At 40.6% G+C, this 24,916-nt stretch carries 10 protein-coding genes; 6 read left to right on the forward strand and 4 right to left on the reverse strand.

Annotation, left to right across the window (positions count from 1 at the left end):
• The first annotated feature begins 341 nt into the window (after positions 1 to 341).
• On the forward strand, positions 342 to 4,127 hold the full coding sequence (locus tag H6G26_RS15830) for an ATP-binding protein (protein WP_242053737.1): 3,786 nt from the start codon (positions 342 to 344) through the stop codon (positions 4,125 to 4,127).
• Positions 4,128 to 4,241: 114 nt separating this feature from the next.
• Here the strand turns inward: H6G26_RS15830 and H6G26_RS15835 are convergent, their stop codons facing one another.
• Positions 4,242 to 5,237, reverse strand: coding sequence for a sucrase ferredoxin (locus H6G26_RS15835; protein WP_190730169.1), 996 nt, complete (start codon positions 5,235 to 5,237; stop codon positions 4,242 to 4,244).
• Positions 5,238 to 5,627: 390 nt separating this feature from the next.
• On the opposite strand from H6G26_RS15835, the gene H6G26_RS15840 reads away from it, so the two are divergent.
• Both H6G26_RS15840 and H6G26_RS15845 read left to right on the forward strand, forming a co-directional pair.
• On the forward strand, positions 5,628 to 7,412 hold the full coding sequence (locus tag H6G26_RS15840; protein WP_190730170.1) for an ABC transporter ATP-binding protein: 1,785 nt from the start codon (positions 5,628 to 5,630) through the stop codon (positions 7,410 to 7,412).
• A 110-nt stretch (positions 7,413 to 7,522) separates the two neighbouring features.
• A complete protein-coding gene (locus H6G26_RS15845) occupies positions 7,523 to 9,358 on the forward strand; it encodes an ABC transporter ATP-binding protein (protein ID WP_190730171.1) in 1,836 nt (611 codons plus the stop codon).
• Here the strand turns inward: H6G26_RS15845 and H6G26_RS43790 are convergent.
• The 3 genes from H6G26_RS43790 to H6G26_RS15860 all read right to left on the reverse strand — a co-directional run bounded on the left by H6G26_RS43790 (position 9,347) and on the right by H6G26_RS15860 (position 13,668).
• Positions 9,347 to 9,490 (reverse strand): DUF2934 domain-containing protein, encoded by a 144-nt coding sequence (locus H6G26_RS43790; protein ID WP_190730172.1) that lies wholly within the window; start codon positions 9,488 to 9,490, stop codon positions 9,347 to 9,349. The genes H6G26_RS15845 and H6G26_RS43790 overlap by 12 nt on opposite strands.
• A 397-nt stretch (positions 9,491 to 9,887) precedes the next feature.
• Complete coding sequence (locus H6G26_RS15855) at positions 9,888 to 10,862, reverse strand: iron-siderophore ABC transporter substrate-binding protein (protein ID WP_190730173.1); 975 nt, start codon at positions 10,860 to 10,862, stop codon at positions 9,888 to 9,890.
• Positions 10,863 to 10,962: 100 nt separating this feature from the next.
• Complete coding sequence (locus tag H6G26_RS15860; RefSeq protein WP_190730174.1) at positions 10,963 to 13,668, reverse strand: TonB-dependent receptor; 2,706 nt, start codon at positions 13,666 to 13,668, stop codon at positions 10,963 to 10,965.
• A gap of 653 nt (positions 13,669 to 14,321) precedes the next feature.
• Between H6G26_RS15860 and H6G26_RS15865 the strand changes: the two genes are divergently transcribed.
• The 3 genes from H6G26_RS15865 to H6G26_RS15875 all read left to right on the forward strand — a co-directional run bounded on the left by H6G26_RS15865 (position 14,322) and on the right by H6G26_RS15875 (position 24,913).
• Entirely contained in the window at positions 14,322 to 19,700 is a 5,379-nt protein-coding gene (locus H6G26_RS15865) for a non-ribosomal peptide synthetase (protein ID WP_190730175.1), read from the forward strand.
• Between the two features lie 197 nt (positions 19,701 to 19,897).
• Entirely contained in the window at positions 19,898 to 20,125 is a 228-nt protein-coding gene (locus H6G26_RS15870; protein ID WP_190730176.1) for a hypothetical protein, read from the forward strand.
• 204 nt (positions 20,126 to 20,329) lie between these two features.
• On the forward strand, positions 20,330 to 24,913 hold the full coding sequence (locus H6G26_RS15875) for a type I polyketide synthase (protein ID WP_242053734.1): 4,584 nt from the start codon (positions 20,330 to 20,332) through the stop codon (positions 24,911 to 24,913).
• The last annotated feature ends 3 nt before the right edge of the window (positions 24,914 to 24,916 follow it).

The raw sequence follows: 24,916 nt of genomic DNA on the forward strand, positions 1-24,916 counted from the left end.
ACCGTCAATAGTTAACAGTTAACGACTGTAAAGAGTGTTTATACAGTTTACGCGGGCATCAGCTTATAAAATCGTCAAAACAGCAACTTGCGTCTAAAATAGGATCTTTAATGCTTTGAAAAGTAACGGTAAAGTTAGTATTTCATGCTGTATATGCCCTTGAACATCCTCTAAAATGACTGTATAAGGGCGTAAGTTTCAGATTTAGAAGGGATTTTGACCAACAGATAACCACAGATGTAGCCTTTAACCGACGCATGACCAATCGAGAGGAATCATTGAAAAACGAGTTAACGTCAGCAAGCAACGTCGGCGTAAATTTCCTTCTCGCTGGGGGTGAAATGGGGGCTAGAATGCGAGAACAGGACTGGTCAAAAACATCCCTTGGCCCACCACAGCAGTGGCCACAGAGTTTGAAGACTGCTGTGCGGATTATGCTGACTTGCCGTCAACCCATGTTTGTCTGGTGGGGTGAAGAACTGATTAACCTTTACAATGACGCTTACAAGGCTATTATTGGCGGCAAACATCCAGAAGCACTTGGGCAGCCAGCTTCTTACGTGTGGCGGGAAATATGGGATCAGGTTGGGCCTCGAGCAGAATCAGCGATGCTGAAGAACGAGGGCACTTACGACGAAGCGCTGCTGCTAATTATGGAGCGCTTTGGCTACCCAGAGGAAACCTATTACACTTTTTCATATAGCCCGGTTCCTAACGATCAGGGCGACACAGGTGGGATTATCTGCGCCAATACAGACGACACGCAGCGCATTATCGGTGAGCGTCAGTTGGCACTTTTGCGCGAACTAGCGGCTAGGACAGCAGACGCACGGACATTCGATCAAGCCTGTAGACTGAGTGCGAATTGTCTGGAGAGCAACCCTTACGACCTGCCTTTCGCCATGATTTATCTAGTTGAGCCAGATCAGCAGCAAGTTTTTCTGGCTGGAACGTGCCGCATCGCGCAAAACCATGTAGCAGTTCCTCAAACAGTCGCTCTCGATTCTGATTGCGTTTGGCCCTTTGCGGAAGTGATCAGAACACTTCAGGCACAACTAATTTCCGATTTGGGAGCTTTTAATAGCTTACCTTGTGGTATTTGGCAGCGATCGCCTCATCAAGCGATCGCTGTGCCAATTGCACCATCCGGTCAGACGGGAAAAGCTGGTATATTAATTGCTGGTTTAAATCCCTTTAGGCTATTCGACGATAATTATCGAGGATTCATCGATTTAGTTGCAGCTCAAATTGCAGCCAGCATCGCTAACGCCCAAGCTTACGAGGAAGAACGCAAACGCGCCCAAGCCTTGGCAGAAATTGATCGCGCTAAAACCGTCTTTTTCAGCAACGTCAGCCACGAGTTCCGTACCCCACTTACCCTGATGTTGGGGCCATTAGAGGAAACCATAGCCAATTGTGCCAACCTGCTTCCAGCCAACGAACGAGAGCAGTTAGAAATGGTGCAACGCAACGGACTTCGCCTGCTGAAACTGGTCAACAGCCTGTTAGACTTCTCGCGCATTGAAGCCGGACGGGTTCAAGCCTCATACGAACCCACAAACCTTGCCACCTTCACCGCAGAACTAGCTAGTGTATTTCGTTCAACGATAGAACGGGCAGGGATGCAGTTATCAGTTAATTGCCCTTCTCTTCCAGCACCAGTGTATGTAGATCGAGAGATGTGGGAAAAGATTGTTCTTAACCTGCTCTCAAATGCATTCAAGTTCACGATGGCTGGAGAAATTACAGTCAGCTTGCAGTGGGCAAATGACCATATTGAATTCGCAGTCAAAGACACAGGAATTGGTATCCCAGCAGAAGAAATCCCTCACCTTTTTGAACGATTCCACCGCGTCAAAGGGTCGCAAGGACGAACTTTTGAAGGGTCAGGAATTGGATTGTCGCTGGTGCAAGAATTGGTGCAAATGCATGGTGGAACAGTCCAAGTAACTAGTATTTTAGGAGCAGGCAGTTGCTTTACTGTATCAATTCCAACAGGATCTGCTCATTTGTCTCCAGACCGGATTAGCGCCCCTCGAACCTTAGCTTCAACCGCACTAGGTGCAACACCCTATTTAGAAGAAGCCCTGCGTTGGCTACCCGAAGAGGAGGGGGAGACAAGGGGAGTGTTGCAACAGAATTCTCCTTGTCCCCTTGTCCCCGTTTCCTCTTCCTACCCCCGAATTCTCCTGGCTGACGACAATGCAGATATGCGCGATTACGTCAAGCGGCTGTTAAGTCAGCAGTATGAGGTGGAATCAGTGCCGGACGGTTTAGCTGCTTTGGATTCTGCTCGTGGGCGTATCCCAGATTTGGTACTGACAGATGTAATGATGCCTGGATTAGATGGCTTTGCGCTGCTGCAAGAATTACGAGCTGATCCGCAGACGAGAAAAGTTCCAATCATCCTGTTGTCGGCACGGGCAGGGGAAGAAGCACGGGTGGAAGGGTTGGAAGCGGGAGCCGATGATTACTTAATTAAACCGTTCTCTGCCCGTGAATTGTTGGCGCGGGTAGAGGCAGCCCTAAAAATGGCTCGTCTGCGCCAGGAGGCAATGCAACGGGAGCAAGGGTTACGGATTGAAGCTGAGGTCGCAAAAGCACACTTAGAGACTGTCTTAGCTGGCATTCAAGACCAGTTCTTTGTGTTGGATCGAGAGTGGCGTTATACCTTTGTCAATGACCAGGTAGCAGAAGTTGCTGGCATCCAAAAGGAAGAGTTGCTAGGTAAGATCATTTGGGAAGTGTTTCCAGATGTGTTCAAAAGCGAGTTTTATAATCAGGTTCAGCAGGCATTGGCACAACAAACCGTTGTTCAGTTTGAATACTTTTATCCTGCTTGGCAGCGCTGGTTTGAGAATCGCGTCTACCCCAATGCTTTTGGAGTAAGCATTTTTGTTACAGACATCAGCGATCGCAAGAGTACAGAAGCCGAACGCGATCGCCTCTTGCAACTTGAGCAAGCTGCCAGAACTGAAGCCGAAACAGCCAACCGCATTAAGGATGAATTTTTGGCGGTACTTTCCCATGAATTGCGATCGCCTCTCAATCCTATTCTTGGTTGGGCGAGACTCTTACAAACCCGTGAGTTTGACGCAGCAGCGTTGAAGAAAGCTATTGCAACCATCGAGCGGAATGCTAAATTACAAGCTCAACTAATTGAAGATTTGCTCGATGTCTCTCGCATCTTACAAGGCAAGCTCAACCTCAATATGTTTCCTGTCAACCTGGTGCTTGTGATTGAGGCGGCATTAGAAACAGTGCGTTTGGCAGCAGAAGCTAAAGATATTCAAATTCAGACGATGCTGGATTCTTCTTTAGGGCAAGTTTTGGGTGATTCCGGTCGTTTACAACAAGTGATCTGGAATCTTTTATCGAATGCTGTTAAATTTACTCCTGAAGGAGGAAAAATTGATATTCAACTGGAGCGCATTGATACTCAAGCTCAGGTTACCGTAAGTGACACAGGTAAGGGGATCAGTCCTGAATTTCTCCCTCATGTGTTTGAATATTTCCGTCAGGCTGATAGTACGACAACCCGAAAGTTTGGTGGCTTGGGGTTAGGATTAGCAATTGTCCGTCATCTCATAGAATTACATGGTGGCACGATTTGGGCAGAAAGTTTAGGTGAAGGGCAAGGAGCTATTTTCACAGTTAGGCTATCGCTTATTAAAAAAGAGTTAACCTCAAAACAAGAGATAATTACTGCCTTAAATGCTTCCCCTACAATTGAAATCCTTGCAGGTATTCAAATCTTAGTTGTGGACGATGACGATGATACTCGCGAGTTCCATACATTTGTGCTAGAGCAGGCTGGAGCAAGGGTAACTGCTGTGGCATCAGCAAAAGAAGCACTGCAAGCATTGGCAGAATCAGAACTAGATATGATGCTCAGTGATATTGGGATGCCAGAGACAGATGGCTATATGCTGATGCGCCAAGTTAAAGCATTGCAGGCATTGCAAGCTAAACAGATTCCGGCGATCGCTTTAACTGCTTATGCCGGAGAGATCGACCAGCAACAAGCACTCGAATCAGGGTTTCAAAAGCATATGTCCAAACCCGTCGAACCAGAGGAGTTAGTCAAGGCAATTGCAACTCTGATTGGTATAAATGGGAATGCCTGAGTTACGCATTTAACTTGAATATTTACATGAAGGCTGATGACTGATAACCGTTAACCGTCAACAGCCGTAAACAGTGTTTATACAATTTAGGAGAGGGATTTCCTGATATGAATGCTACTCTACTTCTACTAAATGACTAACACGATATTGCTTAATTTTTTCCAAGGGTTCATTCTCTCCCGAAGAAAAAGCGGTCATTACATAACCACTTACTTCTACCTTGGCTTCATAAGCACCGCTTTTATTTCCATCTGGTGTAGTAAAATCAATCCGAACATCTGCCCATTCTTGATTAATTTGATCATGAGCAATAACTTGACCTGATTTTTGGTATTCCAACCAATTCCAGCCCGCTTGCATCCATATTTCTCTTTCTACAATTTGTCCAAATTTGGATAAACCACCCCATCCCCGATAGTAAGGATAAAGTTCTTTGACGGAACCATGATTCCATACCAATAAATCCAAAATTTCTGGTTTTAAATGACCGTAGTAGCGTCCTTGAGGTAAATCAACTAGGGTAGGTGCAAACTGATGACCACCAAAATGGCTACAACGCCAAACGCGCAAGTTGCTATTAGTTATACCAGCATACTCAGAACGCAACTTTTTATAAAGAGGATAACCAAATTTGCTACAAGCAGCATCAACGTTACCGTGGTTGCAAACAAGTAATTCTCTAATATGATTGCTTTTTTGTCGATACTGTTCAAAATCTGGTAGGTTTCCTGGTTCTTTTATTAAAGCCAGTGCTAAAGCACCAATCTCAGCATCGGGTACGATAAATTCTTGTTTTTCATACTCAGCAAATAACCCTGCTGGTCGGCGATAGTGAAATATGTGCTTATAACCAGGTATAGAGTAATCTTGATCTGGAGCAATCGCTAGTTGCCGAATTGTTTTACCATGTTCCCAAACAAAACTCAATGCGTCCAACACTCCTTGCGGCATTGGTTCGGGTTCAATCCAAATCTCAACTGGCCAAGGTTGTGGAGCTTCAATAATTAAATATTGTTCAACGGCTATGGCAGAACCAATAGGATCTTCACCATTAGCTTGGGAAATTTCTGAACAGAAACGGCATTTGTTACGAGTTTGATTGGTTACCATATTCCAATTGATCTATACACTACAAAACATTAAAAAGAATCGCCCATTGCTCATTTTTCCAACAGTCGCTCGGATTTTTATAAATTAATTTTTGGTACTTTACTTCTTTGTACTGCTATCAGCAAACCATAATTTTATTGAAACTTATTAGCACTAAATCACTTATAGCTTTTCCTACTCAAATGAGTTACATCACAGCAAGCTATTCGCTTGTGGGGATGGGGTTGGAGGTGGGGTTCTTGTACCTCACTCAACCGAAAATCACCATAAAAAGAAGTATTGCTAGGTTGGTAGTCATTTCTATAGTATACTGTTTTTGCACAATTTTCTCAATTACTTCTCATTGAATTATAACTTTCAGGACAATTCTGGCTAAGATTTGGCGACGTTATGAAAATTGGTCTAAAGCAGTTTGGGAATTTATTAATAGACTATCTCAAGCCTCAAAAGGGACGCGTTGCCAAGTTTGCGATCGCTCTGTTAACTAGTATCGGCTTGCAACTCCTCAACCCGCAAATTCTACGTAATTTCATTGATACATCTGTAGCAGGTGGTTCAGTGCGAAACTTATTCATTGCCGCATTTCTATTTATTGGTGTAGCTTTAGCGACGCAATTAATGTCAATTACAGCTACATACTACGGTGAAAACGTTGCTTGGACAGCTACTAATGCCTTACGTGCCGATTTAGTTGAGCATTGCCTGAAACTCGATTTATCTTTCCATAAGGCTTCGACACCTGGTGAATTAGTAGAACGAGTGGATGGTGATATTCAGAATCTTTCAAAATTTTTCTCGAAATTTAGTGTTTACATTTTAGGCAGTTTGCTGTTGATTTTGGGTGTGATTGTGGTAATGTTCGCCGAAGATTGGCGAGCTGGTATAACTATTTCATTTTTCGCCCTCACAGCATTATTTACACTAATTCGTCTGCGTTCCATCGCCGTTCCTCATTGGGGAAGCTATCGCCAAGTCAATGGAGAGTTTTTCGGATTTTTGGGTGAACAACTAACTGGCATTGAAGACATAAGGGCAAATGGTGCAAAAAATTATGTTATGCATCGCTTCTACAAAATTCTGCAACGTTGGTTGCCAACCTATCACAAAGCACGCTTTGCTGATACTATCCTCTGGGGTACAACTAACGCTATATTCACGCTCGGTAATATTATTGCTTTAGCTGTAGCTCTTTACCTTTGGAATCAAAAAGCGATCACTATTGGAACTGCATACATATTTTTTTACTACACTACGCTTTTGAGCGAACCAATTGAGCAAATTCGTACTCAGTTAGAAGACCTTCAACAGGCAGAAGCTAGTATTTATCGTATTCAAGACTTATTTCAAGTGCAATCACAACTTAATGTAGGAGGCAAAGAGCTACTTCCTAATGGCGCACTTTCTGTTACATTTGAAAATGTCTCATTTAGCTATAGCGATCGCATCAAAAGTGATCGCATCAACAAGCAAGATGCAAAACCAGACTTAATCCTACAAGATATATCTTTCCATTTACCGCCTAGTCATGTATTGGGACTATTAGGACGTACAGGGAGCGGTAAAACAACTTTAGTACGTTTATTATTGAGGTTATATGACTCACAATCAGGCACAATTCGCTTGGGGAATGTGAACATCAACCAGACTCCTTTAACAGACTTACCCAAGCACGTCGGGTTAGTAACTCAGAATGTACAGTTATTCCAAACTACAGTCCGCAACAATCTTACCTTTTTTAACCAAAATATCAGCGACGAGCGCATCTATGAAACCTTGGAGATGCTGGGATTATCTGCATGGCTACATTCATTACCCAAAGACTTAGATACTGAACTGGGGCCTGACAGTAGTGGCTTATCAGCAGGACAGGCGCAATTATTAGCATTTGCCCGTGTTTTTCTCAAAGACCCTGGTTTAGTAATTTTAGATGAAGCATCCTCACGCCTCGATCCTACAACAGAAAAGTTCATTGAAAAAGCTATAGACCAGCTATTGATTGGGCGTACCGGCATCATTATCGCTCACCGATTAGCAACCGTGCAAAGAGCAAATCAAATTCTGATTTTAGACAAAGGTCGGGTAAGCGAATATGGGTTACGGGAAGAATTACTTGAAAATTCTCATTCACGCTTTGCTCAATTACTCAAGACTGGTTTGACAGATTTATTAGTTTAATTTTGGTCAACACTCTTCTTTTAATTAAAACTTGCGAATTGCGCTAGCGAGTCTTCTCCCAAAGGGAGACGCTAAGAGCGAACGAGCGTCACTACGAATTACAAATTATTATGCTATCAGCAACTAAAAAAGCACAAGGTTGGAAATTATTATGGAACCTAATGTGCTATAAACCAAAACTTTACATAATTGACACCTGCTTCTGGATTTTAATTATGGGATTGCCTGCAATCCCTGGGTTAATTATTCGAGAATTCTTTAATAGCCTGACAGGTAAAGCACAATTTGGGTTAATACCTTTAGCTTGGATTGCATTATTGTTAACTTTAAGTTTAGGACACATTGGGACAATATTTGCAGGTCGCTTAACCAAGACTCAGCATCGTTTCATCATGAGTTCGCTGCTGCGACGCAATCTGTTAGAACGCTTGTTAAACAATCCTAATGCTCAACCTATGATTGTTAACAGCGAGGCAGAAAAAACTGTATCTCAAGGTGAAGTTATTAGTTATTTTCGTGAGGATGCTCAACAAATAGAAGACAATGTAGCATGGGTATCGGAACTACTTGGCGAAGGAATATTTGCTGTTCTTTGTTTGGGTATTTTATTAAGCGTTAATGTCCAAATGACCCTGTTTGTTTTTCTGCCTTTAGTTGGGATGATTGCAATTGTTCAAAAAGCAGAAACTTACATCAAACGATACCGCAAAGCTAGCCGCCAAGCAACAGAAAAGGTGACAGGAATTTTAGGCGAGATTTTTAGCTCAGTGCAAGCAATTAAAGTAGCTGGTGCAGAAAAAGATGTGCTGAATCATTTTCGCCTTCTCAACGAAAAACGCCGCCAAGTGATGGTGAGAGATAGCTTATTAAATGCCATGTTAGATTCAGTATTTCAAAACATGGTGAATCTAGGAACGGGTTTGATTTTGCTACTAGCTTCTGTGTTAATTCAGACTCAAAATAGTAAATTGACTATAGGTGATTTTGCTCTGTTTATTTATAATCTTTCCTTTGTCACCGGCTTTTTCAACTCTTTAGGGAGATTCATGGCATTGTACAAGCAAACTGAAGTCTCCTTTGAACGGATGACAGCTTTGCTTTCTGGTGTGACAGCAGATGTTTTGGTAGCCAAAAATTCACTTTATCTGAATAACTTGGGCGATCGCTTACGGCGGGCCCCAGCCCATCGCAAACAATCACTTCCACCCTTAGAGCAACCACAGAGGCAAGAGAGCGATCGCTTACAATTATTAACCATATCAAACCTTACTTACCACTATCCCGGTACTAACCAAGGAATAACAGACATCAGCTTTCAACTACAGCGCGGTAGTTTGACTGTCATTACTGGTCGCATTGGTTCTGGTAAAACTACACTACTACGAGTTTTATTAGGATTATTACCCAAGCAATCAGGTGCTATTTATTGGAATGGTTACCTAGTAGAAGACCCTGTTAATTTCTTTGTACCACCTCGTAGTGCCTATACTCCTCAAATTCCCCAACTGTTTAGTTATACCCTTAGAGAAAATATTTTACTTGGTTTAGAGAAAGATGATTATGAAATCGAAAAGGCGTTAAAAATGTCTGTGTTTGAACAAGATTTAGCCGCCATGAACGAAAAAATGGAAACTTTAGTAGGATCAAAAGGAGTTAGGTTATCTGGTGGACAATTGCAACGTTTAGCAGCTGCTCGAATGTTTGTTCGTAAACCAGAGTTGATGGTTTTTGATGACCTTTCTAGTGCATTGGATGTAGAGACAGAATTAGCTTTATGGTCACGGATATTTGAAGAAGAAAATTGGATGCCAACTTGTCTTGTGGTTTCTCATCGGCGTTCTATTTTACGTCGCGCCGACCAAATCATTCTACTAAAGGCAGGTAAAATAGCAGCACAAGGAAAGTTAGATGAAATTATTAGCAAAGGTCAAGAGCTAAATTTTTGACTCTATTAACTCCTTTTCAGCCTGAAGCCAATGTTCTATAGACTTGCCGTCTGAATAGCCAGTTTGTTGCCAGATTTCATAAGCTTTCAAACGGATTTTGTTTTCATCTGGACGGTTACTAATAAAATTCACGCTTAATTTTATCGCTAAAACTACGTTTTTATTGAGAATTAACAACGAACTAATCAGGATTACAAAAAACTAGAGCGATCGCTCTGGCAAATGTTAAGAAATATCCGGGTAATGGATAGCTTCAAAAAGGGGGATTGAAGGAGGCAGGAGGCAGAAGGAGTAAATCAGTAGGGGATTCGACCCCTACTGATTTAGAGCCACTGAACGAGAGTTCAGTGGGGGTCTTAAACCCTTGCTCCATTAGGTCGCGGCAGGAGGCAGAGCGCAGTTTTCCTCCTGCCTCCGCGCTAAAGCCTCCTGCCTTCCTCAATAAAAGCCTCAAAGTCCCCCTTAGAAAGGAGGATTTAGGGGGATCTCTAAACATTCGGTGTATACAAAAAACTTTTTAGACATCCTGTTAAGTTAAATATTTAAAAAGGTCATCAAGTAACTTATTTACTCCCAAAAAGCCGAATGTCCACCATCTATCTACTCGGACTCCATACACTTGTTTATTTTGTGCTGCTTTTAGCGTAGTTAAAAGAGGATTTTGAAAAAAAGCTTGTGTCAATTGTTGAGTATCATTCATGACAAACAAAACATCAGCATCATACTTATTTAATACCTCCATACTCGATACTAAAGTATCTTCTTTTTGGTTCACCAAGGTAGGTATAAGCCTGATACCAATGTCTTGCAAAACTTGATTATAAGTTTCATTATCTGAATATGTAGCGATGAGACTTTCTGCAAAAAGGTTAATCACTGATACTTCTATCTTTTTTAAACGCTCACCCATTAAATTTTGCAATTTCTTAACCCGCTCATAGTATCGGGCGATGACTTGTTCTGCCTTTTCACTCTCACCTAATACTTGAGCGATAAAGCGGAGATTTTCTTTAAAAGAATAATTTAGACCCGGCAAATCTACGACAACTGTAGGTGCGATCGCTGATAATTGTTTATAGAAACTTTTCTGGTATTCACGCATCAAAATTAAATCGGGTTTGAGCAAAATAACTCTTTCCAAATTAGGCTGATTTCCATCACCAACTATCTCAATACCAGCTGCTTCTTCATTGGTTACACCACGGAATAAAAAGTCGTACTGTGGAAAATAACTTACTGTACCAATTGGTTTGACACCCAGAGATAGAACAGGATCTAAAAGCCCAACATCATTTAATACAATAATTCGCTGTGGCTTGACAGGAATTCTTGTTTCACCCAAAGCGTGTTTGACTACGCGTGTAGCTACTGGTAATTGAGAACTAGCTGAGTTATTGCCACCTTGAACTTGCTGATTTGCAAAAAGATAGATGTGGCTTACCCAAAGGAAAGCAATAGTAATAATTCCTAGTAAAAACAGTTTGATAGGGCGCTTGATTTTCATACTTTGGCCTCCTTCTATCTTCACACTGTGAATGAAGCAATAGAAAGCCTCTACGCGTCTATAAATATGGCGACAAACGTAGTGGCTCCTATAGTGTTAACTAAAGTTCAAACGAAATTGTCCCTATTACCGTAAACGGTGCGCCTGGAATCACTGTATTTCTGCCAAAGTTAAATGACTCAAAATACCTCGTGCCAAACAGGTTTTCAATATTGATGGCGGCTCTCCAGTTATCACGTTTGTAATAAATTGCGGCATCAGTTCGCAGATAGCTAGGTAATGTAAAAGTATTGTCAGCTTCATTGGTAGGAATATCACCACCTATTCTATCTGAAAGGTAATATAGCCCCAAACCGAAACCTAAACCTTGCAAATTACCTTGGAGAAATTGATAAGTTGTCCATAAACTAGCTTTGTGTTCCGGTACCTTGGGTACTCTAGAACCAACTCTCAAAGCACCAGGTAAATCACTACTTTGTGTGACTTCAGCATCGGTATAACCGTAAGCAGCAATAATATTCCATCCAGGTAGGATTTCACCAGTAACATCTAGTTCAATCCCTCGGCTTCTCTGTTCCCCAATTGGAACGCTAAAGTTATCAGGGTCATTTGGATCTGGCGCAGCAATATTAGTTTTGGTAATTTCGTAAGCTGCTAAAGTTGCTGAAAGTTTGTCATTTAAATCTACTTTCACACCCACTTCATATTGAGTACCGCGTTCAGATTCCAAAAATGTGTTATCAGCACGTTGAGCAGAATTTGGTGCAAACGAGCGACTATAACTGGCATAGAGTGAAATTGGTTCAATTGGCTGATATACAATACCAAGTCGGGGAGTGAAGGCTTCATCATACTGACTACTAGGGGTATTTAAGAGCCTATCGAACTGGTTTTGATCCACAGTATCAAAACGCCCACCTATCAGCAGCTTAAAATTGTCTGAAAATGCTATCTGGTCTTGTAAATAAATGCCCAATGTCTCTGTTTTGGAGTCACCATCTCTAACTACATTTGTTAGTTCTGAAAGACCTGGCCTTGAGATAAGGTTGTAAATTGGGTTAAAGATGTCTATAGATGGAGTTAATCCTTCAGGGAGCCGCCTCTGTGAGCCATCAGTCTTTTCTCTGGCGAGATCAAGTCCAACTAAAAGTGTGTGTTGGATTGAACCCGTCGTAAATTTACTAACAACATCTGTTTGTAAAGAGTATCTTTCAGTGTAGTCATCGTTGGATCGAAAGTTACGCGATAATTCACCAGTCCCCTCATCGAGGTCTAAAGGTTGAGCGCGGTAATCAAAGCTATCATTTGAAGTGTATCGAAATGCATTTCGGAGTGTTAAATTTTCATTGAAACGATGCTCCAGCCGATAGCCAACATTTACCTCTTCTACTTCGCGCCTATCTCCTGGTTCACCTAAAAATCTACTAGTGGGAATATCAGCAATCCCTTGACCAAAAGCAACTAAACCTTGGTCAAATGTACGCTCATCTTTAAGATAATCTACATTAACTAATAAGTTAGTGTTATCACCAAGCTTTAAGTCAAATATAGGGCCAAAGAAGAAACGTTCACTATCTACAAAATCTCGGAAACTACCACCATTCTCGTAAGCAACATTCAGTCGATATAGTAATGATTTATCTGGGTTGAGTGGGCCGGAAATATCAATACTAGGACGATAGTAACTAAAGTTGCCCACAGAGAAATCAGCCGAATAATAGGGCGTACTCAGAGGTCTTTTCGTGACTAAGTTAATGATTCCTCCTGGTTCAGCATTGCCATATAACACAGAAGCTGGCCCTTTGATGACTTCTATCTGCTCAATATTGGCAAGTTCTCGTAATGTATCGCCAGGTTCTCTAAAACCATCTCGAAAAGTTGAATTAAAATCAAAACCTCTAATATTGAAATTATCAACTGTCCCCGCAAAAGAATCGCCTTCTACAATACCACTAACATTACGTATTGCGTCTGTGAGCCTAGTAATTTGTTGGTCTTTTAAAACTTGTCTAGGAATTACCTGAATCGATTGGGGAATATCACGAATTGGGGTATCGGTTCTAGTGGCCCCTGATGCTTCTGGTACCCGATATCTATCTTGTTCACCTGTCACAACCAATTCAATTGGTTCTTCATTCTCAGGTGTCTGGGCTGTAGGTTGTTCTGAAGGCGTTTCAGTTGTTGGTGTCTGTGGTGTTTGTGGTGTCTCAGTAGGAGGTTGTTGTGCTGGCGGAGCCTGGCTACTAGTGGATGCTGTTGTTGTCACCCCAAAAATTAAACCCTCATCACCATCAAACAACTCGACTGTTGGCGCACCAGTTTCACCGGTCACTGTCACCCGGATCGTATTCGCATCCAGGTTCGTCACAGTGATTGCTGTAATTCCTGTAAATGGTTTTTCTTGACTAAATGCACCACCAGTAGATAGACGCAATTGAGCATTGGGAATATCTGCAATAAAATTATTTCCCTCGCTTTTACTCAAAGGTTGCAGCTGATTTCCTTGAGCCGTTTCTAAAATTATCTCCAGTTGTTTATCGACTGAGTTAACTTTGACCCCGGTAACTTGGATAACTTCTGGTGCTTGAACTAGCTTTTGAGTACTTTTGATTCTGTGTTGTAATGTCTTTTTTGCAAGGCTATAGGGTTGAGTTGTAGTTTTTTTAGAAATAGCCTCTTGATCGGTAGAAGCTGTTTCTTGCTGTTTTTTAGGAAGTTGTACTTCTTCACCCCAAGCGGAAGTTGCTAACAATAAAGCAAATGAGCCTGTAAGTAACAAGCTTTTAAATAACAGCACTGGTTTCATTTATCTCCTCGCACACGGTTAATAAGCTGTTAACACCTTGATATAATTGATTTCCTAGATGCTTACTAAAATTTATTAGCACTAGTTTTATCAACATTAGACTATTACATTATCAAAAAGTAGTTAAAAGAGATATATTTTTTTTGAGTACTTATGTCAATAAACCTAGACAAACTAGATACGTATACCAGTCACTTTTTAGGTATATTAAAATACTAATTTTTGTATATAATAGGACAAAATACTTGTATTAATGATTTTAGGGATAATTTAAAGTTTGGATGGATTTTATCGTGCCGTGCTATGGCTGGCAAAAGAATCTATTCCTCAATACTGAGTACAAGACATCTATCTAAAGAAGTATATTTTATCAAAAAGCCGGAGTAACTAGCATAAAAATTTAATAGAATTCAGCAAAAATAAAAATTAAAAGAGAATCATTTGCGTTAATGTGATATAGATAATATTGAGAATAAATTGCAAGACTATGCGTAAGATTCTTATTCATGAACTCTAACGATCGCTAAACTTGCCCATTACCCAAGACTGTACACGAATCTGATTTGCTCAAGAAACCTAGAAGTAAGCCGCTAGTACAGTTTTCAGCTAAATCGCTTATGACCGTTACATTCCAGAATTAGGTGTGCATCTAAATGCCTGAACATCAGAATACTCAAAGCAGTAATGCCTTTGAAAGCATTTGCGAATTTTCTACTCTTGTTGAACTTTTACGTTATAGAAGTAGCCGACAGGCTAAACAACTGAGTTACACATTCTTGTCTGATGGGGAAACAGAAAGCGATCGCCTGACCTATCAAGAGCTAGATAGATGTAGCCGAGCGATCGCATCTCAACTGCAAAGCTTAGGTTTAAGTGGAGAGCGTGCGTTACTACTTTATCCACCAGGTTTAGAATATCTTGCCGCCTTTTTCGGGTGTCTGTATGCTGGAGTAGTAGCAGTTCCGGCTTATCCACCACGCAACCAACGCAACACCCCCAGAATTTTAGCGATTCTAGAAGATTCACAAGCCGCAATAATCCTGACGACAAGTGGCATTTTGTCTCAGGTGCAATCTTTGTTTGCCGATAAATTTGATATAGATAATATTCATTGGCTAGCCACTGACAACCTCACTCCTGGTATAGAAGAGGGTTGGCAAAAGCCTCTGATCAATACAGACACACTGGCATTTTTGCAATATACTTCTGGTTCTACCGGCACACCCAAAGGTGTAATGCTCAGTCATGGCAACCTGCTCCACAATGCTGTTGTGACTCGTCAATATATGGAACATTCTTCCAGTAGTACGTTTGTCACTTGGTTGCCTGTTTATCATGATATGGGTTTGATTGGCGGTGTACTACAACCTTTGTATGGTGGGTTTCCTTGTATTATGATGCCACCAGTAGCTTTCCTCCAGCGTCCCTATCGTTGGTTAGAAGCAATTTCTCGTTATAGAGGTACTACTAGTGGCGCTCCTAACTTTGCTTACGAACTGTGTATTGAAAAAATTACCCCCGAACAACGTTCAACCCTAGATTTAAGCAGTTGGAGTGTTGCTTTTAATGGCGCTGAACCAATTCGTCAGGAGACTCTAGAGAGGTTTGCAGCTACCTTCGCTGAATGTGGTTTTCGTCCAGAAGCTTTTTACCCATGCTATGGCATGGCAGAAGCTACATTGATGGTATCTGGTAGTGTCAAAAATGCTTTAGTAACAACGAAAACCTTACGAAAAACTGCTTTAGAAAGTAATCATATAGTTGATGCCGTTGCTGATGATTCAACAGTATTAGTCGGTTGTGGTCAAGTTGTACCACAACAGCATATTGTAATTGCTAATCCAGAAACCTTAACCCGTTGCGATCCCGATGAAGTTGGGGAAATCTGGGTATCAGGCCCGAGTATTGGTCATGGTTACTGGAACCGACCAGAAGAAACAGAGCAAACTTTCCATGCTTACCTCCAAGACACGGGAGTTAACGGAGCGTCAGGGCCATTTTTACGGACTGGAGATTTAGGCTTTCTGCACAATGGCGAACTCTTTATTACCGGACGAGTTAAAGATTTAATTATCATCAGGGGACGTAATCTCTACCCACAAGACATTGAACTAACCGCAGAATGCAGCCATAACGCATTACGTTCAGGAAGCGTTGCAGCCTTTGCTGTAGAGGTAGAAAAAGAAGAACGTTTGGTAGTTGTACAAGAATTAGAGTTTCGTGCCAAACCTAATATAGATGAAGCTACGGCCGCTATTCGCCAAGCAATTACAGAAGAACATGAAGTACAAGTTTATGCAGTTGTTTTAATCAGAGCCGGTACCATTCCCAAAACTTCCAGTGGTAAAATCCAGCGTCGGGCTACCAAAGCCGGATTTTTGGCAGGTACATTAGAGGTTGTTGGTAGTAGTATTTTGGAAATTACCCAGACAACGGAAGCAGAAGATTGTCTGACACGCACAGAATTACTAGCAGTAGAAGCAGAACGACGACAGCAGTTATTAAACTCTTATTTACAAAAGCTAGTAGTACAAGTCCTAAAGGTAACACCTTCTCAGATAGCGTTAGAGCAACCTTTGAGTAGTTTGGGTCTAGACTCCCTCAAAGTTTTTGAGTTAAAAAACCTGATTGAGGTTGATTTTGGGGTAACTATATCTGTAGCTGACTTCTTTGATGGTGCTGGTATTGCTGAGTTAACAACCCAAATACTAGACCAAGTTAATAAGAATTTGACTAGTGTGTATCTGCCTATCTCTAAAGTAGAGACAGCCACTAGCCAACATCCACTTACCTTTACTCAACAGCAGTTGTGGTTTATCAATCAACTGCAACCTGGGACAGCTACATATAATATTCCTGTAGCTATTCATCTGACAGGAAAGTTGAATGTGCCTGCGTTGGTTCGCAGCCTCACCGAAATTATTCAAAGACACGACATCTTACGAACCAGCTTTGAGGTGGTGAATGGTGAACCGATTCAAAAAGTTGCAGATGCGATCGCGCTTAACGCACGCTCCGCGATCGCATTCAGTTTACCAGAAGTTGATTTGTGTCATTTAGCTGACGAACAACAACAAACTGAACTACAAAAGTTATCTCAGCAAGAGGCTCAGTCATCTTTTGATTTAGGACAAGCACCTTTATTGCGGGCAAAACTGCTGCACTTGCAAACAGAACAGTCAATATTAATTTTGACACTGCATCATTTGGTTGGCGATGGTTGGTCAATCAAGATACTAGTTCAAGAATTATCTGCAATTTATCAAGCGTTCTCTGCTGGTAAACTCTCTCAACTACCTCAGCTTCCTTTACAGTACACAGATTTTGTGTATTGGCAACGAAATTGGTTGCAAGGTGAAGTTATAGACAAGCATTTAGCTTATTGGAAGCAGCAGTTAGGCGGAAATCTGCCTGTATTGCAACTACCTACTGATCGTCCCAGACCGCCAATACAGACTTTTAGAGGAAAGCAGCAAAAGTTTGTATTGTCCAAAGCTTTAACTGAGTCCATCAAACAGTTAAATCAAAGGGAAGGTGTTACTTTATTTATGACCTTATTAGCGGCGTTTCAGACTTTGCTTTACCGCTACACAGGTCAAGAAGACATTCTTGTTGGTTCGCCCATAGCTAACCGTAATCGTGCTGAACTAGAGCAGTTAATTGGTTGTTTTGTCAATACTTTAGTGTTGCGTACTAATTTAGAAGGAAATCCCACATTTACAGAATTGTTGGGACGAGTGCGAAAGGTGGCAATTGATGCCTATACTCATCAAGATTTGCCCCTTGAGAAGCTAGTAGAAGTATTACAGCCAAATCGGGATTTAAGCTATAACCCATTGTTCCAGGTAATGTTTGTGCTTCAGAACCCTGCGACAAACAGCATCTGGAAAACAGAGGAACTTGAGACAGGAACAGCCAAGTTTGATGTCCTTTTATCAATGATTGATAGTGAAGAAGGATTGACAGGGACGCTAGAATACAACACCGATTTATTTAATTCAGATACTATAGCTAGGATGGTAGGGCATTTCCAAACCCTGCTAAAGGGTGTGGTTAGTGATCCCAATCAGGGTATTTCTGAGTTATCAATATTGACACCTGTTGAACGTCAAACACTACTGGTCGACTGGAACAATACTGAGGTTGATTATGCTCAAGAAGCTTGCATCCATAACTTATTTGAGGCACAGGTAGAAAAAACACCGGATGCGATCGCTCTGATTTTTGCTAATCTAGAACTTACCTATCGTGAGTTGAACAATCGAGCCAATCAACTAGCGCACTATCTACAAAATGTAGGGGTACAACCAGAAATCTTGGTTGGAATCTGCATGGAACGCTCCCTAGAGATGGTGATTGCGATATTAGCTATCCTTAAAGTAGGTGCGGCTTATGTACCATTAGATCCTACTTACCCAGTAGAGCGTCTTAGTTTCGTACTGGAAGATACTCAGTTAAAATTTATCCTCACTCAACAAAAACAAAGTCATAAATTATCTAACGATAAAACACGACTAATCTACCTAGATACAGACGGAGAAATCATCGCTATACAAAGCAGAGATAATCCTAATAGTCAAGTTAGACCTGCATCTTTAGCTTATATTATTTACACCTCCGGTTCTACAGGTAAGCCCAAAGGTGTTTTAGTCAATCACGCCAATGTTGTGCGTTTATTTGCTGCCACTGATGTTTGGTTTAAGTTTAACCAGCAGGATGTGTGGACGTTGTTCCACTCTATTGCTTTCGACTTCTCAGTGTGGGAAATCTGGGGTGCTTTGCTGTATGGCGGTCGTTTAGTTGTAGTTCCCTATGAAGTCAGCCGTTCACCCCAAGTATTCTATGAATTATTGGCTCAACAACAAGTGACAGTTCTCAACCAAACTCCTTCAGCTTTCCGCCAATTGATACAGGTTGATGAATCTGTAGCTGCTGCTGAAAAATTAAAACATATAAAATATGTAATTTTCGGTGGGGAAGCTTTAGAACTGCAAAGTTTGCAGCCTTGGTTTGAACGATATGGAAACAAGTCACCGCAGTTAGTCAATATGTACGGCATTACCGAAACAACCGTACACGTTACTTACCGCCGATTAACTTGTGCAGATGTAACTCAGGCGCAGGGAAGTGTGATTGGTAGCCCAATTCCTGACTTGCAAGTTTACCTGCTAGACAAACATCAGCAACTTGTACCAATAGGAGTTCCGGGTGAAATGTACATTGGTGGTGCTGGTTTGGCGCGGGGTTATTTAAATCGTCCAGAACTCACACAGCAAAGATTTATTTCTCATCCGTTTGTAGCCGGAACACGCCTTTATCGGTCTGGAGATTTAGCACGATATTTACCTAATGGTGAATTAGAATACCTTGGCCGGATTGATAACCAGGTAAAGATTCGTGGCTTCCGCATTGAGTTGGGAGAGATTGAGACAATACTAAGCCAATACCCAAGAGTCAGAGAAACAGTGGTTTTAGTAAGGGAAGACATAGCAAATGATCGCCGCTTAGTGGCCTATATAGTTCCTGAGCAAAAGTCTTTCCTTTCTGTGAGTGAATTCAGGCATTTTCTCAAAGAAAAAATGCCTGAATATATGGTTCCTTCTGCCTTTGTAGTTTTAGAAGCATTACCTCTTACTCCTAATGGCAAAGTAGACCGTCGTGCTTTACCTGCGCCAGAAAAATTGCGTCCAGAACTAGCTAATAATTATCAAGCTCCTCAATCTGAGGTTGAAAAAACAATAGCTAAAGTTTGGAAACAGGTACTACAGATAGAAAAAGTAGGTATTTATGATAATTTCTTTGACCTTGGTGGACACTCTTTGTTAGTGATACAGGTAAACAATAAACTCAAAGAGACTTTGAACCGTAATTTATCAGTTGTAGAAATTTTTCAGAATCCAACTATTAAGTCGCTGGCTCAATATTTAGGTACAAAAGCAGAGACTGCTTCTTCTTTTGAGTCAATGCGTGACCGAGCTAAGATGCAAAGAGATTCACGTAACCGTCAAAATAAATTATTGACAAAACCATAGTTAGAGCATGAAGGATACGGTTTAGAAACCATTACTACTAACTCTACAAGCTCTAACAATATGAATTTGAATGTATGAGAGTAGCAGAGTTAAAAAATTAATGATTTTATCAAACATTACCAAACTACTTATGTGAAATACAAATCGTGTTGTAGTTCTTTGTGCCTATCAGTTGTTCAGTTAAAAGGTATTAAACAATGAAAATTGAAGCATTTGGAAATAGCACTGCTAAAACAATTTATAATATTGAATATAGCAATATTATGGAATTGCCATTTCCAGAAGTTTTAGAGTTATTCAAGTCATGCGGTCTTATCCTTTTTCAAGGATTTGGAGTAACTTATGAACAAATGAAAACGTTTTCAGAAAAATTGACATTGACCGATACTGAAAGGAAAATTTTCACTACGCAAACTTACATTTAGGCTTGACCTAAAAAACATCAAGTTGAGTGAAAGTAAAATGTTTTCGGCAGTTATAAACTAAAATTTTTATAACCTATCATCAATAAATTTACCGCATCAGCAGAAAATACTGCTGATGTCGGATAAATCATGATGATCTGCATTATCACCTCTCACTCAATAATTGGTAATAAATATTACTAAAATAATTAAGGCGGAATATTAATGATTTTGGATAAAAATGATGAAAATCTAATGGAGCATATTGCCATTATTGGTATGTCTGGGCGTTTACCTGGAACTAAAAATATTGCGGAGTTTTGGCATAATTTATGTGATGGAGTTGAAACAATTTCTCGATTTAATGATGAAGAGTTAATTGTTGCTGGCGTAGATCCATCATTACTCAATAATCCTAACTATATAAAAGTCGGTGCAGTATTAGAAGACATTGATTTATTCGATGCTGGTTTCTTTGGTTTTAATCCTAAAGAAGCAGAAATGACTGATCCGCAACATCGTTTATTTTTAGAGTGTGCTTGGGAAGCGTTGGAAAATGCTGGTTATGATGTTCAAAGATCCGAAAGTAGAATTGGGGTTTATGCAGGTGCTAGTTTAAATAACTATTTGCCATTTAAGTTAAATATTGACCAAATTGGTTCAGCGCATAGTTTTCAAAAGCTAATTGGAAATGATAAAGATTTTTTGTCTACTCGCGTTTCCTATAAATTAAATCTGACTGGACCGAGTCTTACCATACAAACAGCTTGTTCTACTTCCTTGGTCGCTACCGCTTTAGCTTGCCAAAGCTTACTCAATTATCAATGTGATATGGCTTTGGCTGGTGGGGCTTCAATTCGTGTACCCCAAAAAACAGGGTATTTACATCAAGAAGGGGGAATTTTATCACCTGATGGTCATTGTCGCGCCTTTGATGCCAAGGCAAAAGGAACAATTATTGGTAATGGTGTGGGAATAGTGTTATTAAAGCGGTTATCGGATGCGATTGCAGATGGTGATCATATCTATGCTGTAATTAAAGGTAGTGCTATCAATAACGATGGTTCTGGTAAAGTTGGCTATACAGCACCCAGCGTCAACGGACAAGCAGAAGCGATCGCAGAAGCAATAGCCCTGGCTGATATTGAACCTGAAACAATCACCTATATCGAAACTCATGGTACAGGAACAGCTTTAGGCGATCCTATAGAAATCGCTGCGTTGACAAATGTTTTTCGGGCTGAAACTGAGAAAAAAGGTTTCTGTGCGATCGGTTCTGTTAAAACAAATATCGGACATTTAGACGCTGCTGCTGGTGTGACAGGTTTAATTAAAACCGCTTTGGCTTTGCAACATAAGTTGATTCCTCCCAGCTTAAATTTTGAACAACCCAATCCAGAAATTGACTTTGATAATAGTCCTTTCTACGTCAACACTAAGTTGACTGAATGGAGTGCAACTTCTAAACCGCGCCGTGCTGGAGTGAGTTCTCTAGGTATTGGTGGGACTAATGCTCATGTCATTTTAGAAGAAGCTCCTTTTGTGACGAGAGTGGAGAAGCAAAAGAGAGATTATCAGTTGTTAGTACTTTCAGCTAGAACTGATTCGGCTTTAGAAACGGCTACTAAGAATCTTACTCAACACCTCAGACAGCATTCTGATGTGAATTTGGCAGATGTAGCTTACACATTGCAAGTAGGGCGTGGGGTATTTGATTATCGCCGTGTTGTGGTTTGTCAAAGTACTCAAGAAGCAATAAACACCTTAGAAACTATAGATCCTCAACAAGTATTAACTCACTTTCAGGAACCAACTCAACGCTCTATTACCTTCATGTTTCCTGGGCAAGGCGCTCAGTATGTGGGAATGGGTAAAGAACTTTACCAGACTGAGCCTACATTCCGGGAACAGGTAGATCATTGTTGTTTGCTACTCAAACCGCATTTAGGGTTAGATTTACGTTCAGTTATTTATCCACACGAGTCTGAAAAACAAATAACAGAACAACTCAAGGAGACATCCTTAGCACAACCAGCATTGTTTGTAATTGAGTATGCTTTGGCTCAACTGTGGATGTCTTGGGGTATCTCACCGCAAGCGATGATTGGCCACAGTATTGGGGAATATGTAGCCGCTTGTCTTGCTGATGTGATGTCGTTGGAAGATGCGTTAACTTTAGTTGCTGTGCGCGGGCGACTGATGCAGCAAATGCCTATGGGTGCAATGCTTTCTGTTTCCGCATCAGCAGCAGAGATTAAAACTTTCCTCAACCAAGATTTAGCTTTAGCCGCTAGTAATGCACCTTCCTTGTGTGTGGTTTCAGGAAACTATGACGCAGTAGACAAGATAGCTGAAAAGCTGACAGGTAAGGGAATAGAGTGTCGCAGTTTGCATACTTCTCATGCTTTTCACTCCCAAATGATGGAACCGATGTTAAAACCATTCATAACGGAATTGGAAAGAGTTAAACTTAATCCTCCTCAAATTCCCTTTATTTCTAATTTGACGGGTACTTGGATTTCAGCGCAAGAAGCAACATCTCCAGATTATTGGGCACAGCATTTACGTCAAACAGTACAGTTTTCAGATGGTTTATCAGTTTTGCTGGAAGAAAGCGATCGCATACTCTTAGAAGTAGGGCCAGGAAGAACTTTGTGTACTCTTGTCAAACAACACACTCAACAAGCCACCGGACAAGTTGTATTACCTTCCTTACGTCATTCCCAAGATGAAAAATCAGATGTTAATTTCTTACTTAACATTTTGGGGCGGCTCTGGCTAGCAGGAATTGAGATAAATTGGTCTGGTTTTTATAGCCATGAACAGCGTTACCGCGTACCTTTACCGACTTATCCATTTGAACGTCAGCGTTATTGGCTTGAACCAGAAATACAAACTCAACTATCTGATAAAGTTGAAAGCAAGCAGGGTAAAAAACCTAACATTAGTGACTGGTTTTATATTCCTTCTTGGAAACGAGTTCCTCTCGTCAAAACAAAAGAGATTACCGCTAGTTGTTCTCTAATATTTGTAGATGAATATGGCGTAGGTTCACAACTTGTTCAACGGTTACAACAACTAGGGCAAGATGTAATCACTGTCAAGGTAGGAGAAAAATTTGCTCAACTTGATAGCAATACATACACTATCAATCCGGCTCAAGCGGATGATTATCAAAACTTACTACAACAGTTACGGGAACAAGAGAAAACTCCCAATACAATTACCCACTTATGGAGTTTTACCCAATCACAAACTTTATCTTGGGAAACAACCCAAAATTTAGGTTTCTACAGTATTATTTACCTAGCACAAGCGATTGGACAACAACAGATAAGTGATGCAATTCAACTTTGTGTTATTGCTAATCATCTGTACGACATAGCAGGAAATGAAGAATTATATCCTGAAAAAACAACCATAATAGGCGCGTGTAAAGTAATTCCTCAAGAATATCAGAATATCAGTTGTCGTCTGGTTGATATTTTACTGCCTACATCAACAAGTGAAGATATTCTAGAGCAGTTATTGGCAGAATTAACAGCAGAATCAGAAGATTCAATAATTGCTTACCGGAATAATTACCGTTGGGTACAAACATTTGAGCCTGTTGCATTAGAAGCCGCTACCGAAGATAAGATTCGTTTGCGCCAAAAAGGAGTATACCTAATTACAGGTGGAATGGGGGGTATCGGTTTAGTTTTAGCTGAATATTTGGCCAAAACTGTACAAGGAAAACTGATTTTATTAGGACGTTCTCTGCCATGTGAAAACGAGAAAATCAAACAATTAGAAGAATTAGGTGCAGAAGTATTGGTATTGTCTACTGATGTGACGAATGAAGAACAGATGCAGAGTGCGATCGCGCAATCTTTAAAACGTTTTGGTATAATTAATGGTGTCATCCATAGTGCTGGTATTGCTGGTGCTGGGATGATTCAACTTAAAATACCAGAAATTGCCGAAAAAGTTTTTGCACCCAAAATTCAAGGAACAGTAATTCTAAATAATGTTCTCACAAACATAAATTTAGACTTTTTAGTTCTTTGTTCATCCTTAAGTTCAATCCAAGGAGGATTTGGACAGATAGATTATTGTGCTGCAAATACTTTTTTAGATTCGTTTGCTCATTGGAATACAGCAACAAATAACAGATTTACAGTTGCTATTAACTGGGACGCTTGGCAACAAGTTGGGATGGCAGTTAATACTAGTGTTCCCGATGAAATCAAAAGCTGGCGTGAAGAAAGTTTAAAAAATGCTATTCTGCCAGTAGAAGGAGCAGATTGTTTTAGCCGGATTTTAGCAACATCTTTACCTCAAGTTATAGTTTCTACGCAAGATTTACAGGTAGGAATTGAGCAACTCAATCAATTAGCTTTATCTTTATCATTAGCTCAAAAGCCAGTAAATTCTTATCAAGTATCTGCCAGCAGACATTCACGAACTCTGCAAGAAAATACTTATGTAGCTCCTAGCAATGAAATTGAACAAACTATTACCAATATCTGGCAAGAACTCATTGGAATTGAAAAAGTAGGGATTCATGATAACTTCTTTGAATTAGGTGGACATTCTTTACTGGCAGTCCAAACTATTTCTCGTCTCCGAGAAGCTTTTCAAGTTGAATTACCACTACGTACTCTTCTATTTGATGCGCCAACAGTTAGGGAATTAGCTAATGTCATCCTCGAAAAACAACCACAATCAGAAGAGCTTGATGAAATCACAAAACTATTAGCAGAAGTAGAAAACCTATCCATTGAAGAACTTCAAAGACAAATAGTCCAAGAATCGCCAGTTAGTTAAATC

The sequence above is a fragment of the Nostoc sp. FACHB-888 genome, assembly GCF_014696655.1.
Classification (GTDB): domain Bacteria; phylum Cyanobacteriota; class Cyanobacteriia; order Cyanobacteriales; family Nostocaceae; genus Nostoc.